13 protein-coding genes, 1 tRNA gene and 1 pseudogene are annotated in these 15,147 nt (G+C 66.9%); 6 read left to right on the forward strand and 9 right to left on the reverse strand.

Going from position 1 to position 15,147, the window contains the following annotated elements; all coding sequences use genetic code 11:
- Positions 1–9 precede the first annotated feature (9 nt).
- Together TSB10GB4_RS12225 and TSB10GB4_RS12230 are read left to right on the forward strand one after the other, a co-directional pair.
- Positions 10–1,116, forward strand: a complete 1,107-nt coding sequence (locus tag TSB10GB4_RS12225) for a hypothetical protein (RefSeq protein WP_186387774.1) — start codon at positions 10–12, stop codon at positions 1,114–1,116.
- A complete protein-coding gene (locus TSB10GB4_RS12230) occupies positions 1,113–2,246 on the forward strand; it encodes a hypothetical protein (protein WP_186395983.1) in 1,134 nt (377 codons plus the stop codon). The genes TSB10GB4_RS12225 and TSB10GB4_RS12230 overlap by 4 nt, the downstream gene beginning before the upstream one ends.
- 103 nt (positions 2,247–2,349) lie before the next feature.
- On the opposite strand, the gene TSB10GB4_RS12235 is transcribed toward TSB10GB4_RS12230, so the two are convergent.
- Positions 2,350–3,114 (reverse strand): hypothetical protein, encoded by a 765-nt coding sequence (locus tag TSB10GB4_RS12235; protein ID WP_186395984.1) that lies wholly within the window; start codon positions 3,112–3,114, stop codon positions 2,350–2,352.
- 254 nt (positions 3,115–3,368) lie between these two features.
- Between TSB10GB4_RS12235 and TSB10GB4_RS12240 the strand changes: the two genes are divergently transcribed.
- Together TSB10GB4_RS12240 and TSB10GB4_RS12245 are read left to right on the forward strand one after the other, a co-directional pair.
- Positions 3,369–3,902, forward strand: a complete 534-nt coding sequence (locus TSB10GB4_RS12240) for a 2,4'-dihydroxyacetophenone dioxygenase family protein (RefSeq protein WP_186395985.1) — start codon at positions 3,369–3,371, stop codon at positions 3,900–3,902.
- 51 nt (positions 3,903–3,953) lie between these two features.
- The gene (locus TSB10GB4_RS12245; RefSeq protein ID WP_186395986.1) at positions 3,954–4,778 is read left to right on the forward strand and encodes an SDR family NAD(P)-dependent oxidoreductase; all 825 of its coding nucleotides are present in this window, start codon (positions 3,954–3,956) and stop codon (positions 4,776–4,778) included.
- Here TSB10GB4_RS12245 and TSB10GB4_RS23970 read toward each other — a convergent pair.
- Both TSB10GB4_RS23970 and TSB10GB4_RS12255 read right to left on the reverse strand, forming a co-directional pair.
- A pseudogene (locus tag TSB10GB4_RS23970) lies at positions 4,775–4,963 on the reverse strand (transposase); the annotation flags it as partial. The gene TSB10GB4_RS12245 and the pseudogene TSB10GB4_RS23970 sit on opposite strands and share 4 nt — an antisense overlap.
- Before the next feature lie 666 nt (positions 4,964–5,629).
- Entirely contained in the window at positions 5,630–6,238 is a 609-nt protein-coding gene (locus tag TSB10GB4_RS12255; protein ID WP_186395987.1) for a TetR/AcrR family transcriptional regulator, read from the reverse strand.
- A gap of 116 nt (positions 6,239–6,354) precedes the next feature.
- Here TSB10GB4_RS12255 and TSB10GB4_RS12260 point away from each other — a divergent pair, with 116 nt between their 5' ends.
- Positions 6,355–7,368, forward strand: a complete 1,014-nt coding sequence (locus TSB10GB4_RS12260; protein WP_186395988.1) for an NAD(P)-dependent oxidoreductase — start codon at positions 6,355–6,357, stop codon at positions 7,366–7,368.
- Between the two features lie 526 nt (positions 7,369–7,894).
- Here TSB10GB4_RS12260 and TSB10GB4_RS12265 read toward each other — a convergent pair.
- The 3 genes from TSB10GB4_RS12265 to TSB10GB4_RS12275 all read right to left on the reverse strand — a co-directional run bounded on the left by TSB10GB4_RS12265 (position 7,895) and on the right by TSB10GB4_RS12275 (position 9,750).
- Positions 7,895–7,971: transfer RNA gene (locus TSB10GB4_RS12265), tRNA-Arg, on the reverse strand.
- A gap of 222 nt (positions 7,972–8,193) precedes the next feature.
- Positions 8,194–9,168, reverse strand: coding sequence for a PDR/VanB family oxidoreductase (locus TSB10GB4_RS12270; protein WP_186395989.1), 975 nt, complete (start codon positions 9,166–9,168; stop codon positions 8,194–8,196).
- A 3-nt stretch (positions 9,169–9,171) separates the two neighbouring features.
- On the reverse strand, positions 9,172–9,750 hold the full coding sequence (locus TSB10GB4_RS12275; RefSeq protein WP_371328900.1) for an MOSC domain-containing protein: 579 nt from the start codon (positions 9,748–9,750) through the stop codon (positions 9,172–9,174).
- 455 nt (positions 9,751–10,205) lie between these two features.
- Between TSB10GB4_RS12275 and TSB10GB4_RS12280 the strand changes: the two genes are divergently transcribed.
- Entirely contained in the window at positions 10,206–10,784 is a 579-nt protein-coding gene (locus tag TSB10GB4_RS12280; RefSeq protein ID WP_186395990.1) for a helix-turn-helix domain-containing protein, read from the forward strand.
- Between the two features lie 82 nt (positions 10,785–10,866).
- Here TSB10GB4_RS12280 and trpB read toward each other — a convergent pair whose 3' ends face one another.
- Genes trpB through TSB10GB4_RS12295 form a run of 3 tightly spaced genes read right to left on the reverse strand, consistent with a single transcriptional unit; the run spans position 10,867 to position 15,067 of the window.
- Positions 10,867–12,081 carry a tryptophan synthase subunit beta gene (gene trpB, locus TSB10GB4_RS12285; RefSeq protein ID WP_186395991.1) on the reverse strand — a complete coding sequence of 405 codons (1,215 nt, stop codon included), beginning with the start codon at positions 12,079–12,081 and terminating at the stop codon, positions 10,867–10,869.
- Positions 12,078–12,770 carry a phosphoribosylanthranilate isomerase gene (locus TSB10GB4_RS12290; RefSeq protein WP_186395992.1) on the reverse strand — a complete coding sequence of 231 codons (693 nt, stop codon included), beginning with the start codon at positions 12,768–12,770 and terminating at the stop codon, positions 12,078–12,080. The genes trpB and TSB10GB4_RS12290 overlap by 4 nt, the downstream gene beginning before the upstream one ends.
- 14 nt (positions 12,771–12,784) lie before the next feature.
- Entirely contained in the window at positions 12,785–15,067 is a 2,283-nt protein-coding gene (locus TSB10GB4_RS12295; RefSeq protein ID WP_186387765.1) for an NADP-dependent malic enzyme, read from the reverse strand.
- Between the last annotated feature and the right edge of the window lie 80 nt (positions 15,068–15,147).

The raw sequence follows: 15,147 nt of genomic DNA on the forward strand, positions 1-15,147 counted from the left end.
CGGGAGCCCTTGACCGACAACGGAGTGGCCGGCCGAGGACTGGCGGATACGGCGGTGTTCCACGAGCGCCTGATGTCGGCCAGCCAGGAGGATCGCGGCCTGCCGCAAGCGGTGGCGGAGCTCTTCGGCGTGGCACCGGACGACACGCTCGACTATCGGGACTGGCGCCGGATCTCGGCGGGCTACACGCGCGAGGCCGGCGGCGACATGGACCCCTGCCAGGCGAGCCGACATGCCGCAGCCGTGTTCGACGCCCTGCGGGCCCCGCCGGTGCCGGCGACCGTGGCGGATCTGGTGCACAAGACCGAACAGCTTTATGCCGCAGCCGCCGACGATCTGTCCGATCTGGCGATTGCCTTCGTGAAATGGGCAATGGAGACGAGCGAAAGGCAACGGGCATCGGATCTGATGTTTCTGGCCCGCGACGCCATTCCCTTCTACGTGGTCGCCTGCCAGTTACAGGCCCGTGGCGTTGTCTGCGGCCGGCTGTCCCTGCTGGCGCTGAACCGGACCATGATGCCGCGCTCGCCTCTCGACGAGGCGTTTCCCGGCGACCTGCGCGGCACCGATGTCGAGCAGTTTCTGGCCGCCGCCTTCGCCACCCGGCACCGGCCGCTCCTCATCGACACCGGTCTCTACGGAACGCTGATCCAGCCGATCCTTGGATCGGCGGCCTTACCTGATCCATCCGTCGTGTTCCTGGCTTCGAAAAATCCGCGTATCGCCGGCTACTTGAACCACCTTGACGCGCCCGACAAAAAGACGGGTCACGCCCCCCTCGGGCCGCTCGGCGAAGCGTGCTGCGATGTGCTGGAAAACTGGCCCAAACCCTATACCCGGCCGCGCCTGTGGGAGCGCGACGGGGGCTGGGTCGCGGCTGCGCGGCTGACGGACCCGGTCTCCGCGACAGCCGCGCTGGTGCTCTACCGCACCCTTGCCCGGCGCGCCCGGACGCGCGATCTCGAGACGCTGGATCCGCACGCAGCGCTGCGGCGGGTCGCCGCGCTGTCCGGCCCGCGATTCCTGACCGAGAGCCTGCCCCGCTGGCCCCATGCGGACAGGTGGCAGGCGGCATGGTCGCACGGGTCCGTCGCCCCCCTGGGATCACGGTCGTGACCGGCTTCGACCTTGGCGAAGCCCTTGACAGACTCGACGCAGATCTCGCCGGCGCCCCTGCCGCCGCGAGGCACCTCCTTCGCGCCCTCGGATCGGGCAGCATCGGACCGCCCGGCGCGTGCCGGCCCGACCGCGCCGAGGCGGCCCGGATCGAGGATCTCGAGGACGGTCTGCGGACACGGTATGGCGCCGAGTTCGCCGATCCGGGCTGGCACGGACCGACCTCATTTCAGCGCCTTGTCTGGCAGGACACCCAGACGGCGGCGACATTCGCCCGCTCGGGCGCGGTTCGGGCGCTGCTGCGGCGGCGCGCGGACGGTTCCGAGCCTGTCCTTGCCCCAGGCATGACCCTGAGCAGGGCACTGATCGGTGGCCTTGCGCGCAATCGCCCGTCCTATCTTCTGTCCGCCTGCCCCAATTGGCGCAGCCGCCCGGCGCTGCTCCCGTTCGATCGCCTTGAGGACATGGCCGTCGGCGACCGGCTCCAGCACGCGCCCTACATGGTCGAGGCGGAGCGGCTGGACGCGGCACGCGCCCTGGCCCGTTGCGTCGTGGCCTGCTCCTGGGGCGAAGAGGAGGGGGCGGGGGCAGGGATCGAAGACGGCGAGGCCGAGGCGGGTTTCGGGAGGGCTTTGCGGTCGGCTTCGACCGCCGCCGTGCTGTCGGCGCTGGAGCGGCTTTGCACGCCCCGGATCGCCGCAAGACTGATGACGGGGGCGGACAACCCCAGCGTGACGCTGCCGCGCATGAACGGCCAGTGCCTGGAAGTGATGGCGGAGTATAACGACCTTGTCGCGGCCTGCGGCGGCGACCACGCAAGAGCACTGGGCTACGGCCTCGTCTCGCATGCGCTCGACGCCAAACATCTCATCGCGGTGCTTGCGGCGGCATCGGCCGGACCGACGGCCGCAGGCGCCACGGGCGGCACGGCCCATGCCCATGCCCGCGATAGCGTGCAGCGGCTCCTGCGTGGGGCGGCGCAAGGCACGCTCGGCGCGCAGGCCGGAGCGCTGATGCGGGCCCGCCTGCAGCAGGGCCTGTTTCTGCTGTGGCAGGACAGGAAAGACCTCGGCCTGCCGCAGGCCGATCTGGAGGACGCGCTCGCCTTGCCCGTCGGTAAGCCCCTGTGACGCGAGGCAACAGCGGCCGCCAGCAACGGCCGGGCGGCGCGAGGCACCCGCCGGCCTATCCCAAGGCGCGACGGCCGTGCCTCATCATGCGCTGCGCGGTGCCTCAGGACAGCGGCGCGGCAGCGGCCATCACCCGGTCGAGATGGGCGATGGTGGCATCCGCGAAACGCTCGCAGCCCGCGACCCGGTCGGCATGGGTGCAATGGTCGCTCATGGACTCGATCAGCGCGTCCACGATCTGGATGTGCTGGTCTTCGGACTCGCCCCCCTCCGTCATCAGGTGTTCGCACAGATAGGGCCACCACAATTCGGTGAAGCTCTTTCCGGTGAGCACCGCCCATTGGGCGACGAATTCGCCGATCCAGGCAGTTGTGAGCGGAGCGATCGACTCGATCATCTCGCAATAGCCCAGCACCTGCCCGACGCCGTTCTGATCAATGCCGAGATCGTCCAGATACCTGCGCTCGACAAGTTGATCCGCGGCCACCGCCCGGCCGGTGACGGCCGCCACGGTGCGCAGATAGGACTCCGCGTGATTGACTCCGGAAAACAGTTCCACGAACGCGTGGTCGCCGTTTTCGATTTCCTCGATCTGGCCCGCAAGTTTTTTCGCGTCCATGTAACCGTGATCGCCGGCGAAGGTCGCGACCCTGCCGAACGCCATCGGAGAGGACCGCGAAATCGGATGGAAGCCGTTCACGATAGCCTCGATGAAGCGTTGCTGCCGGTCTTCCGGCCCCTCCAGAACCGTCTTGAAATGGGTGTTTCCCTTCGGGGCGATCCGCATCAAGGACCAGAAAGGATGAGACAGAATACGGCCTGCTTCGGTTCCGACGTTTGCGTCAACGATGGCGGCTGTCTGCGGCATTACAGAACTCCTCCTCAAAGCAGCAAAACTATACTCCGGCAACTTAGAGTATTTGATTTCGGCGAGCCAGAGAAAACTCCCGATTGCAGGTCGCAGGCGATACTCGCGTGCCCGCAGGGGCGGCGGCCGAACACCTGGAGGCGAAAAATTGCTCGAGAACAATCTTGCCGCGTCATTGCGGATGGTTCACGTTTGGGTAGGCGCGGGGTTCCCGATGCATCGCCAGGCCTGGATGAAACCACGTGGAGGTTGAGATGCCCGAAGCAGCCTCAGGGGAATTCTGGAGCGACATCAAGCCGATCGAGGTCAATTTCAAGCCGGATGCCTTGCCCGCGCTGTTCCTGCGCGACCCGGCCGGCTATGACGAACGCTATGCCTTTCCGATCAGCGAAACCGTCTCAGCCATCCCCTTGTGGATCTCGCTCGACCGGAACATGTGGTCCAACATCCTGATTGCCCGATCCGCCGGCCTCGTGAACCGGCATTATCATCCGCACCCGGTCTTCGCCTATACGATTTCCGGAAAGTGGGGCTATCTCGAACATGAGTGGACGGCCCAGAAAGGGGATTTCGTCTACGAGCCTCCCGGCAGCAGCCATACGCTCGTCTGCTACGAGGCCGAGGAACCCATGCGCACACTGTTCATCCTGACCGGACCGCTGATCTGGCTCAACGAGGACGGCCGGACCATCGGTCACTATGACGTCCACGACTTTGTCAGCGACGCCCGCGCGCATTACGAGGCGAACGGACTGGGGGCGAGCCATGTCGAGTCCCTGTTCCGGTGACGGGCGCGCGCCACCCCCTGGGCGCGGCCCGGTGGGGACAGGGCGCCCGCAATGAGCACGCTCGGGCAGTTCGATATCGCCGGCCGCTCGGCGCTTGTCACCGGCGCGGCGTCCGGCTTGGGACTGGCCTATGCCGAGGTCCTTGCCGAGGCCGGCGCGGCTGTCACTCTGAGCGACATCGACGGGGCGAGGGCCTTTGAGGAAGCCGAGCGGCTCCGCAGCGAGGGCCGCGAGGTGCGAGCAGCGACGCTTGACGTCGCCGACCGCCGGGCCACGCAAGCGGCAGTCGCGGCGCATGTGGCCGCCTATGGCGGCCTCGACATCGCCTTTGCCAACGCGGGCATCGATTCCGGCGACGGCTTCTGGAACCCGGATGGACATCGCAATCCGGACGCCCAGATCGACACGCTCGACCCGGCCTGGTGGGACCGCACCCTTGCGGTCAACCTGACCGGAGTGTTCAACACCCTTCGCGAGGCGGCGCGGGTCATGAAGGATGCCGGCAAGGGCGGCTCGATTGTCGTCACCTCGTCGAACGCGGCGCAGATCAACGTGCCGGTCGTCGGGCTGGCCTATATGCCGGCCAAGGCCGGCCTCGCCCATCTGGTGCGTCATGCGGCGCTGGAACTCGCCGAATTCCGCATTCGCGTCAATGCGATCGCCCCCGGTCCCTTCGTCACAAACATCGGCGGCGGCAAGGTCAAGACCGATCCCGCCGCAAGGGCCTTCTGGGACCGCCAGATCCCGCTCGGCTCCATAGCCGTGACCGAACAGATAAAACCGCTCGCCCTCTTGCTGGCCTCGGACGCCTCAAGCTACATGACGGGATCTCACGTGGTCATAGACGGCGGCATGCAACTCGGCAATTTCCGCTAGGCGGCATCCTCTTGCCGGACACCGGCGAACGGCTGCACCGGTGTCGCTTGATGAGAGTTCCGTGGCAGGTTACCCCATTTGCGCAGCACAGTCTCCCGAACGTCGAAGTCACAGGCGGCCTGGACCACCGCAACACCTCGCTCCTTGACCAACTTCACCGCCTGAAGCTTGAACTCGCGGCTGAACTAGCTTCTTCGCATTCCCCCTCTCCAGTTCCGTCAAACACTTTATCTCGATGTTCACGAAACCGGCAGCAGGCCATTCCTCCCGAATCTACCAAGAAGCTTCAAGAACAAACGCCAAAATCAGTTATGAGTGGGGCGTTTGTGGCCGCTTCGCGATCTCCCATAGCGTATTGATGCTCCAGAAGGCGCTCAGTCCTTCCATTCGCTGCGGCGCGTCGCCCAGGGTGCTGAGGAGAACTGTGTCTACGCCATAGCCCTCCTTCCGCCAGCTTCGCACCCAGGATTTCAGCAAACCCGCGAAGTGTCCCGCTGCATAAAGCGGCCGGCGAAGGGGGCTCCACGCAGACGGGCAAAGTTTGAAGGTCTTAGACCAGCACTCGATGAGCTTGACTGATTGAGTGCTGGTCAAGCCCGTGCGGCGCATGAGCAATTTCAAGGCGTGATGCGTCCGCATCGAAAGCCTTGGTATTGAATGGCGCCGGCTGCGGAGTGCCCGCTTCAGGACGAGACGGCACGAAAGCTGCCGCTCGAATTCCCGCCCCGCGCGCAGATGCCTGCATGGCCGCCATGAGTGAGGCCACGGAGGAATGCCCCGCCCCCTGCAAGCACCTGCCAAATCGGCAGCTCCCACTGAGGGATTGCGTGCAGTTGAACGATCTTCATTGCCTACATATCCGGCTGGCTGGTTGCCGCGAAAGCCGTGACCACTGTATCGATCACCGCCTGAAGTCGCGGCTCCAGATCCAGACCAGCCGCGACGGCCTGCTCCACATGAGCAGGATGGACGAAGACCGTAACCGCGTCGCGCACCACACCGGCAGCCATGTCGAGGTCGGGGATACGGAACTCGCCCCGCGCTATCCCGTCTTGCAATATCTGCCGCACGAGCCCGGTCATCCGTCGCGCATAGTCGCCGACGAGGTCCGGGCGCTCTGCCATGATCCGGCGGTAGAGACCGTGGATCTCCGGATCGTCACCCAGCTTGGCCCGCTTGCTGCGGTGGAGCGCCAGGACAAGGCCGCGAAGCCGCTCTGCCGCCGGACCATCGGCCATTGCAAAGCGGGCCGCCAGATCGGCCTCCTCGGCCATCGTCCGCGCCGCAAGGGCGTCGAAGATCTCCGCTTTCGACCGGAAGTGCCGATAGAGCGCCGAATGCGACAGGCCCATGGCCTTGGCGATGTCGACGACGTTTGTCTTGGCCTCGCCGAACCGGCGGACCTGTTCGGCGGCGGTGTCCAGAATGCGATCGCGATGATCGTGGGCGTCGTTCGTCATGCGCAGCTTTTAGCCGACACATCGCAGGCGCACAACATGTAACAGATTTCATATTTTGTATTGTGTAACACCTTTGGATGTGACACGTTGGGACAACCGACGTTCAGGAGACAGTCATGAGCCAGTTCCCTTCCCCGCATACGCCCCGCCTCGCTCTCGTCACCGGAGGCTCCGGTTTCGTCGGCGGGCATCTCATCCGCCGCCTGCTGTCCGATGGCTGGCGCGTCCGCGCGCCTGGCCGCAGCGCCGAGGCGCGGGCGGAGGTTGAGGCGCTCGGCGCCGAACCGGTTGAAGGCGACCTCCTGGACTGCGCGGCGCTGGCCCGCGCGATGGACGGGGTCGAGGTGGTGTTCCACGTCGCGGCACATTTCAAGCTCTGGGGGCCGATGTCCCTGTTCCGCCGGATCAACGTGGAGGGCACGCGCAATGTCGTCGAGGCGGCGGAGCGGGCCGGCGTGCGCCGCATCGTCTATGTCAGCGCCGCCGCCGTCGTCATGGGCCGCCCCGAACCGATGCGTGGCGTGACCGAGGACATGCCCCTGCACAAGATGCCGTTTGCCCCTTACGCCGCATCCAAGGCCGAAGCGGAGGAAGTGCTGCTGGCGGCGAATGGCCGCCGTGCCGGCTTCTCCACGGTGGCCGTCCGGCCGCCTTTCATCTGGGGTCCGGACATGCCGGCGCTTGACCGCATGGTCGAGACCGTTCGCGCAGGGCAGTTCCAATGGGTTGCCGGCGGCGAACAGGCGCTTTCCACCTGCCATGTCGACAACCTGTGCCACGCGCTGATCCTCGCCGCCGATCGCGGGTCAGGCGGAGAGGCCTTCTTTGTGAGCGATGGCGAGGACACGACGCTGAAGTCGTTCCTGACGCGCCTGCTTGGCAGCCGCGGCGTGACGCCCAAGGACCGCGCCGTGCCGTTTGGCATTGCCTGGACGATGGCGGGTGTGATGGGTGCGGTCTGGCGGGTCTTCCGCCGCAAGGGCGAGCCGCCGGTCACCCGGCAGATGCTGCGGTTCATCGGCAAGGATTTCACCATCGACGTGAGCCGTGCGCGAAATCAACTCGGCTATGCTCCGGTCACCTCGACGGCTGACGGCATGCGCGCAATGCAGGCGAACAACCTTCGCTGACCTCAGCTTGCACCCTCGTCCCGAAACGGATGCTGCCTCTCCAATTCCGATGTTTCCGATCTTCCGGTACATCCCTTCGCGGATGGGCAGGGGCCCTATAGCAATTCTCGATGAGCTTGGCTCATCGAGAATTGGTCAAGCCCGTGCGGCGCCTGAGCAATTTCAAGGCGTGGTGCATCAGCAGCGACAGCCATGGCCTCACATCGTAACGAGCCGGAAGTTCGGGCCGGGCCGGTTAGCCACCTCTGTCAGCCATACATGCGAATGCGCAACACGCTGGAAGCCCCATCGCACTTGTGTCTTCTCACCAGCATGGCGAGCGGCCTTCGCCCGCTCCGCCCGCGAACGACTTCGGCTGGGAAATGACGGCTATCGCCGCGATCACCTGCGCGCCTTGGCGCAGCGTGTCGAGGTCGCGGACGACGAGGTTCGCATCATGGGATCGAAGTCGGAACTGCTCCGTACGCTCGTCGCCGCTTCAAGCGGGCAAACGGCGGCGTTCGGCGTTCAGAGTTCTGTACTGAAATGGCGCACCCGACAGGATTCGAACCTGTGACCTCTGCCTTCGGAGGGCAGCGCTCTATCCAGCTGAGCTACGGGTGCTTCCGGCGGGGGTGGGCCCGCGGACGCGGTGCCTGTTCGGCACCGGGGATGCGAAGCGTTCTTACAGGATCGCGCCAGCCGCTTCAACCAGCGAATTGGCCCCTCCCGCCGCACGGGATAACCGGCGGCACGCCGCCATGCCGCGCGGGCTGCGGCAAGGCCGGCAGGCGGACTGCCGTGGCCGGGCAGAACGACCGGCCAAGGCCCGCAGGGACCCCCCCCCTACAGATCAAGGACGATGCGGCCGCGGCCGCGGGAGACGCAGGGCATCAGCCGGGTCTTCCGGCGCCTCGTATCCAGCACCACGTCGCGGTGGACGATCTCGCCTTGCAGATAGCCGCATTCGCACGAGCCGCAGACGCCGGATTCGCACGAGGTCGGCAGCGCGATGCCGCCTTCCGCCAGCACGGCAACGAGGCTGCGCTCCGCCGGAACGGCAAGGACCGCGCCGGTGGAGGCAATCACCGCCTCGAAGGGCTCGGGCACGAGATCGCCAGCGGGAAGCGCCGCGAACCGCTCGGTATGGAAACACTCCGCCGGCCAGCCGCGCGCCGCCACCGCCGCCTCGACGGCCTCGGCCAGGCGCTGCGGCCCGCAGACGAGAACATCGGCCTCGGCAGGTTCGCCAGCGAGGAGGGCGGACGCATCGAACCGGCGCCCCTCATCCGGGAGCCAGGTGACGAGACGGGAGCCGCAGACGGCCGCGACCTCACTCAGCAGCGGGGCGGCGGCGCGCGACCTTGCGCAATAGTGGAAGGCGAAGTCGGCGTTCTGATGGGTGTTTTGGCGGGCGTTGTGGTGGGCGAGCCGGCGCGCCATCGCCAGCAGCGGCGTGACGCCGATGCCGCCGGCAACGAGAAGCGTGCGGCGGGGCACCTCCGGCAGCTCGAAATGGTTGCGCGGGGCAGCGACCGTCAGCAGCGCACCCAGTTCCAGCGCCTCATGCAGCCAGGCGGAGCCGCCGCGTCCGGCCTCCTCCCGCCGCACGGCGATATGATAGTGGCTGCGGTCGTCCGGATCGCCCCAGAGCGAATAGTGCCGCACGCCGAGCCCGGGCACATGCACATCCACATGCGCCCCGGCGGTCCACGCCGGCAATTGCGGCCGGCGCGGATGTTCCAGGCGGATCGCAAGGACATCGCCCGCCTCCCGGCGCAGCTCCGCGACCCGGAGCTTCATGACAAGCCTCGCGACCATGGCTCAGTCCAGCATCTCGATGGTGTCGCCGGGGCGGATGGTGCCGCCCTGCTCGATGCCGCAATTGAGGCCGGAGCGGTTGTAGAGCGGCAGGAAGACCTCCATGCCCAGCAGCGTCTCCAGATATTTGCACGGAAAGTTGAGCCGGCCGCCGCGCAGGATCACCTCGCCGACGCGAAAGCGCCGGCCGACCAGATGGTTGAGCGGCACGCCGCGCACCGTGAGATTGCGGCGGTGGTCGACCGGCTCCAGCACGAGCGGGCCGGACTGGAGCGGGGGATCGTTGCGGGCGAGCGCATCCAGCGCCTCCTGCTCGATCAATGTCACCTCGCGCACATCGGGACGGGCGGAATAGGTACCGGTGCCGAGGAAGTAGCGGTCGCCCTCGATGCCGCGCCCGGCAACGCAGACCGCCTCGTCCAGCTCCTCCATCTCGAAGCTGGCTTGCGGCGCGATGTGGATGTGCAGCAGCTCACCGGTCCAGCCGGTGACGCCGCCCTGCCGGCCCCGCGCCTCGATGGCGGCCGGATGACTGAAGGCTTCGACCATGTCGGGCTTCATTTCGGGTGCTTCGCTTGCCATGACGGACCTCATTCCGAGCTGCGGCGGCGAACCGGAGAAGGTGCCTGCCATCTTGCATCTGACCGTGGCAGCCTCAGCCTTTGCCACGGTCACGAACACGGTCGTCGCCAGACGCGCGATCGCGGCTTCATGCAGAGGTCCGGTGATCTTCATGTGGGCCGGTCCCCTGCGCGTCCGATTTTAGACAACGTTGTCTAATAGACAATCATAGAATCGACCGCCGGGCGTCCTCAAGGCCGATAGGCAGGATGAGCAAGGGACGTGAGGGACCTGCCGCGGTCCACCCCTCTGGGCATTGCAGACATCGTTGCCTATCGGACAAGGCTGGTGATTCGCCCGGTTCGGCGCGAACACCGCCGCGTCTGTTTTTCCGGCCGGGTGCCAGTATATTGGCCAGGGCCACGGGCTGCCCCGCAAGGAGGCGACCGATCCGGCAGGAGAGGATGACGTTTTCCATGGCACGCGATGCGGCAGAAAAGCTGACCCTGCCGACCGGGATCGGTCTCGGCAGGGCGATCAGGACGCTGCGGCAGGAGAAGAACCTGTCGCTGTCGCAGTTGGCGCTCGATGCAACGCTCGACAAGGGTTACCTGTCGCGGGTCGAGCGCGGCATCAAGGTGCCGTCGATCGCCATCATCCTGCGCATCGCGGCGGCGCTGGACGTCTCCGTCGCCCAGCTTTTCGGCGCGGCGGAGGAGCACAGGCTGGTCTTCGTCACACGCGCCGACGCGCGCGACGAGCTGACCGCCCGCGACGACAGCTATCACATGCGGCTGCTGACCCAGAGCCACGGCAACTCGGGGCTGGAAGTGTTCCTGATGTATCCGCCGGACGCGCCGCGCGAGGAGCCCGAGGCCGAGCACCGGGGCGAGGAACTGCTGTTCGTCGTCTCCGGGCGGGTGGAGATCTCCTTCCCGGAGGAGAACATCGTGCTGGGCACGGGAGACTCGGTGCAGTTTCCCGGCCCGCTGCGCCACCAGGTGCGGCGGCTGGAGGACAACACCTGCGTGCTGATCGCCGTCAGCGGCCCCTGAGCAGGCGCTTCGGCAGCGGACATACGAAGGCCCCGGCGACGGTCTCGCCGGGGCCTTTTTTTTCAAGGAACGATCAAGGGGATTACAGGTCGAAGCCGAGCAGCTTGCCGACCGTGAACACGTCCTTGTCGCCGCGCCCGCACAGGTTCATGACGATGATCTGGTCCTTGTCCATGGTCGGCGCCAGCTTCATCACCTGGGCCAGCGCATGGGCCGGCTCCAGCGCCGGGATGATGCCCTCGACGCGGGTCAGCAACTGGAAGGCCGCCATCGCCTCGTCGTCGGTCGCCGGCACATAGGTGACGCGGCCGGTGTCGCGCAGCCAGGAATGCTCCGGCCCGATGCCAGGATAGTCGAGGCCGGCGGAGATCGAGTGTCCCTCGAGGATCTGGCCGTCGTCGTCCTGCAGCAGATAGGTGCGGTTGCCATGCAGCACGCCGGGCTTGCCGGCATTGAGCGAGGCGCAGTGCTCGTCGCCATCCAGCCCCTTGCCGCCCGCCTCGACGCCGTAAATGGCGACGGCGGACTCGTCGAGGAAGGGATGGAACAGGCCGATGGCGTTGGAGCCGCCGCCGACGGCGGCGACGAGAGCATCCGGCAGCCGGCCTTCCGCCTGCAGGATCTGCTCGCGCGTCTCCGTGCCGATCACCGACTGGAAGTCGCGCACCATCTCCGGATAGGGATGGGGTCCGGCGGCGGTGCCGATCAGGTAATAGGTGTCGGCGACATTGGTCACCCAGTCGCGCAGCGCCTCGTTCATCGCGTCCTTCAGCGTGCCGGCACCGGCGGTGACCGGCACCACTTCCGCGCCGAGCAGCTTCATGCGGAAGACGTTGGGCTTCTGCCGCTCGACATCGGTGGCGCCCATGTAGACGACGCAGGGAAGGCCGAAGCGGGCGCAGACGGTGGCGGTGGCGACGCCGTGCTGGCCGGCGCCGGTCTCGGCGATGATGCGGGTCTTGCCCATGCGCCGGGCCAGCAGGATCTGACCCAGGCAGTTGTTGATCTTGTGGCTGCCGGTGTGGTTGAGCTCGTCGCGCTTGAAATAGACCTTGGCGCCGCCGAGCTCGGCCGTCAGCCGCTCGGCGAAATAGAGCGGCGAGGGCCGGCCGGTGTAATAGGTGTTGAGATGTTCGATCTCGGCGTGGAAGGCCGGATCGGCCTTGGCATCCTTGTAGGCCTGCTCGAGATCGAGGATCAGCGGCATCAAGGTCTCGGCGACGTAGCGGCCGCCAAAGATGCCGAAATGCCCGCGCTCGTCCGGACCGGAGCGAAAAGTGTTCTGCTGGATCGTCATGCGCTCCGTCCCTGTTCGGCGGCGGTCTCCGCCGCGCCCGGCACCGCCCGGCGCGCAGCCGCGACGAACGCCCTGATGAGTTCCGTATCCTTGACGCCGCGCCCGCGCTCCACTCCGGAAGAGACGTCGACGTCGCGGATGCCGCCGATGCGCACCGCCTCGCCGACCGTCGCGGCATCCAGCCCACCGGAAAGCATGAGCGGAACGCCGAGGTCAAGGCCCTTGAGCAGGCGCCAGTCGAAGCTGACGCCATTGCCGCCCGGCAGCACCGCCCCCTGTGGCGGCTTGGCATCGAAGAGCAGCCGGTCGACATGGGCGACATAGGGCGCCGCAGTGGCAAGATCCTCAGCCGCCGAGACGCCCAGCGCCTTCATGATCCTGATGCCGTGCCGCGCCTTCAGCTCGGCGCAGCGCGCCGGGCTCTCGTGGCCGTGCAGTTGCAGCCAGTCGGGCCGCACGGACGCCACGATGGCGTCCAGCAGCGCATCGTCCGCATCGACCGTCAGCACGACGATTTCGGCCCGGCCCCGCGCGCGCGCCGCCAGCCGCGCGGCAACCTCCATCGGCACGTTGCGCGGGCTCTTGTCGAAGAAGACGAGGCCGATCATGTCGGCCCCGGCCGCAAGCGCGGCCTCGAGTGTCTCCTCGGTCGACAGACCGCAGATCTTGACGAGGCCGCGTTCGCTCATCGTCTCCCTATTCCTCACGTCACGTTGTAGGCGGCAATCGCCGCCATGTTGACGATGTCGCTGTCCTTGGCGCCGATCGGCAGGATCTGCACCGGCTTGTCGAGGCCGACCAGCAGCGGGCCGATCACCGTCGAGCCGCCGAGCTCCTGCAGCATCTTGGTCGAGATCGAGGCCGAGTGGAACGCCGGCATGACCAGGACATTGGCCGGGCCGCTGAGGCGGCAGAACGGATAGGCCGCCATCTTGTCCATGTTGAGCGCGACATCGGCGCCCATCTCGCCATCATACTCGAAATCAACCCGGCGCCGGTCGAGGATCTTCACCGCCTCGATGACCTTTTCCGAACGCTCGCTGCGCGGATGGCCGAACGTGGAATAGGCGAGCAGGGCGATGCGCGGCTCGTAGCCGAGCCGGCGGGCGACATGGGCCGCCTCCTCGGCGATGTCGGCCAGTTCCTCGGAGGTCGGCATGTCGATCACCGCCGTGTCGGCGACCAGCACGGTGCGGCCCCGGCACAGGGCCAGCGACACGCCGATCACCCGGTGGCCCGGCTTGGTGTCGACCACATTGCGCACGGTGTCGAGCGCGACCGAATAGTTGCGGGTGAGGCCGGTGACCATGGCGTCGGCATCGCCGCGCGCCACCATGATCGCGCCCCAGTAGTTGCGGTCGTTGTTGACCAGCCGCTGGCAATCGCGCAGCAGGTAGCCGCGGCGCTGCAGGCGCGAGTAGAGATACTCGGCATAGTCGGAATTGCGCGTCGACAGGCGGGCATTGAGGATGCGGATGCCGCCACGCTCCAGGTCGACGCCGGCGCTGGCCGCGACCTCGCGCACCTCGTCCTCGCGGCCGATCAGGATCGCCTCGCCGAGCCCTTGCGCCACGAAGCTCGCCGCCGCACGGATCATCGGCTCCTCCTCGCCTTCCGCGAAGACGACACGCTTGGGCTGCTGGCGCACCTTGGAGAAGATCCGCTGCAGGGTGCCGGCGACCGGATCGCGCCGGGCCGAAAGCTGGTGGCGATAGGCCTCCATGTCGACGATCGGCCGGCGGGCGACGCCGCTGTCCATCGCCGCCTGGGCAACCGCCGGCGGAATGGTGGAGATCAGCCGCGGGTCGAAGGGCACCGGGATGATGTATTCGGGGCCGAACTTGGGACGGTTGCCGCGATAGGCGGCGGCGACCTCGTCCGGCACCTCCTCGCGCGCCAGATCGGCCAGCGCGCGGGCGCAGGCGACCTTCATCTCGTCGTTGATCGTCGTCGCCTGGACGTCGAGGGCACCGCGGAAAATATAGGGGAAGCCGAGGACGTTGTTGACCTGGTTGGGATAGTCGGAGCGCCCCGTCGCGACGATGGCGTCCTCGCGCACCGCATGGGCCTCCTCCGGGGTCACCTCCGGGTCCGGATTGGCCATGGCGAAGATGATCGGGTTCGGCGCCATCACCCGCAGCATGTCCTCGGTCAAGGCGCCCTTGACCGACACGCCGAGGAAGACGTCGGCGCCCTTCATCGCGTCGTAGAGGCTGCGCGCCTCCGTCTCCACCGCATGGGCTGACTTCCACTGGTTCATGCCTTCCGTGCGGCCCTTGTAGATCACGCCCTTGGTGTCGCAGAGGATGACGTTGTCATGCGGGACGCCCAGCGCCTTGATCAGCTCGATGCAGGCGATGCCGGCCGCGCCGGCGCCGTTGCAGACGACGCGGGCGGAGGCGAGATCGCGGCCGGTCAGATGCAGCGCGTTGATCAGCCCGGCGGCGGCGATGATTGCGGTGCCGTGCTGGTCGTCGTGGAAGACCGGAATGTCCATCAGCTCGCGTAGGCGCTGCTCGATGATGAAGCAATCCGGCGCCTTGATGTCCTCCAGGTTGATGCCGCCGAAGGAGGGGCCGAGATAGCGCACGGCGTTGACGAAGGCGTCGACCTCTTCCGTATCGATCTCCAGGTCGATGGAATCGACATCGGCGAAGCGCTTGAACAGCACCGCCTTGCCTTCCATCACCGGCTTGGAGGCGAGCGCGCCGAGATTGCCGAGGCCGAGGATCGCGGTTCCGTTGGAGATCACCGCCACCAGATTGCCGCGCGTGGTGTAGTCGAAGGCGCGGGACGGATCCTCGGCGATGGCGCGCACCGGCACGGCAACGCCGGGCGAATAGGCCAGCGACAGGTCGCGCTGGGTCGCCATCGGCTTGGTCGGGTTGACCTCCAGCTTGCCGGGCCGGCCCTGCTGGTGAAACTGCAATGCTTCCTGATCGGTAAAACTGACGTTGCTCTTGCCCGATTTGTCCGTCGTCGGCATGCGGTTTCCTCCAGTTCGTTGCACCGTCGCGACGGCGGAGGCAGACCTTATCCCCGGAGAATTCAAGGCTCAAGCGGGGT

It is taken from the genome of Stappia sp. TSB10GB4, assembly GCF_900185745.1.
Lineage (GTDB): Bacteria > Pseudomonadota > Alphaproteobacteria > Rhizobiales > Stappiaceae > Stappia.

Coding starts and splice junctions, on each gene's coding strand:
- TSB10GB4_RS12235 (WP_186395984.1), bottom strand. CDS start 3,114: ATGCCGCAGACAGCCGCCATCGTTGACGCAAACGTCGGAACCGAAGCA.
- TSB10GB4_RS12240 (WP_186395985.1), top strand. CDS start 3,369: ATGCCCGAAGCAGCCTCAGGGGAATTCTGGAGCGACATCAAGCCGATC.
- TSB10GB4_RS12245 (WP_186395986.1), top strand. CDS start 3,954: ATGAGCACGCTCGGGCAGTTCGATATCGCCGGCCGCTCGGCGCTTGTC.
- TSB10GB4_RS12255 (WP_186395987.1), bottom strand. CDS start 6,238: ATGACGAACGACGCCCACGATCATCGCGATCGCATTCTGGACACCGCC.
- TSB10GB4_RS12260 (WP_186395988.1), top strand. CDS start 6,355: ATGAGCCAGTTCCCTTCCCCGCATACGCCCCGCCTCGCTCTCGTCACC.
- TSB10GB4_RS12270 (WP_186395989.1), bottom strand. CDS start 9,168: ATGGTCGCGAGGCTTGTCATGAAGCTCCGGGTCGCGGAGCTGCGCCGG.
- TSB10GB4_RS12275 (WP_371328900.1), bottom strand. CDS start 9,750: ATGGCAAGCGAAGCACCCGAAATGAAGCCCGACATGGTCGAAGCCTTC.
- TSB10GB4_RS12280 (WP_186395990.1), top strand. CDS start 10,206: ATGGCACGCGATGCGGCAGAAAAGCTGACCCTGCCGACCGGGATCGGT.
- trpB (WP_186395991.1), bottom strand. CDS start 12,081: ATGACGATCCAGCAGAACACTTTTCGCTCCGGTCCGGACGAGCGCGGG.
- TSB10GB4_RS12290 (WP_186395992.1), bottom strand. CDS start 12,770: ATGAGCGAACGCGGCCTCGTCAAGATCTGCGGTCTGTCGACCGAGGAG.
- TSB10GB4_RS12295 (WP_186387765.1), bottom strand. CDS start 15,067: ATGCCGACGACGGACAAATCGGGCAAGAGCAACGTCAGTTTTACCGAT.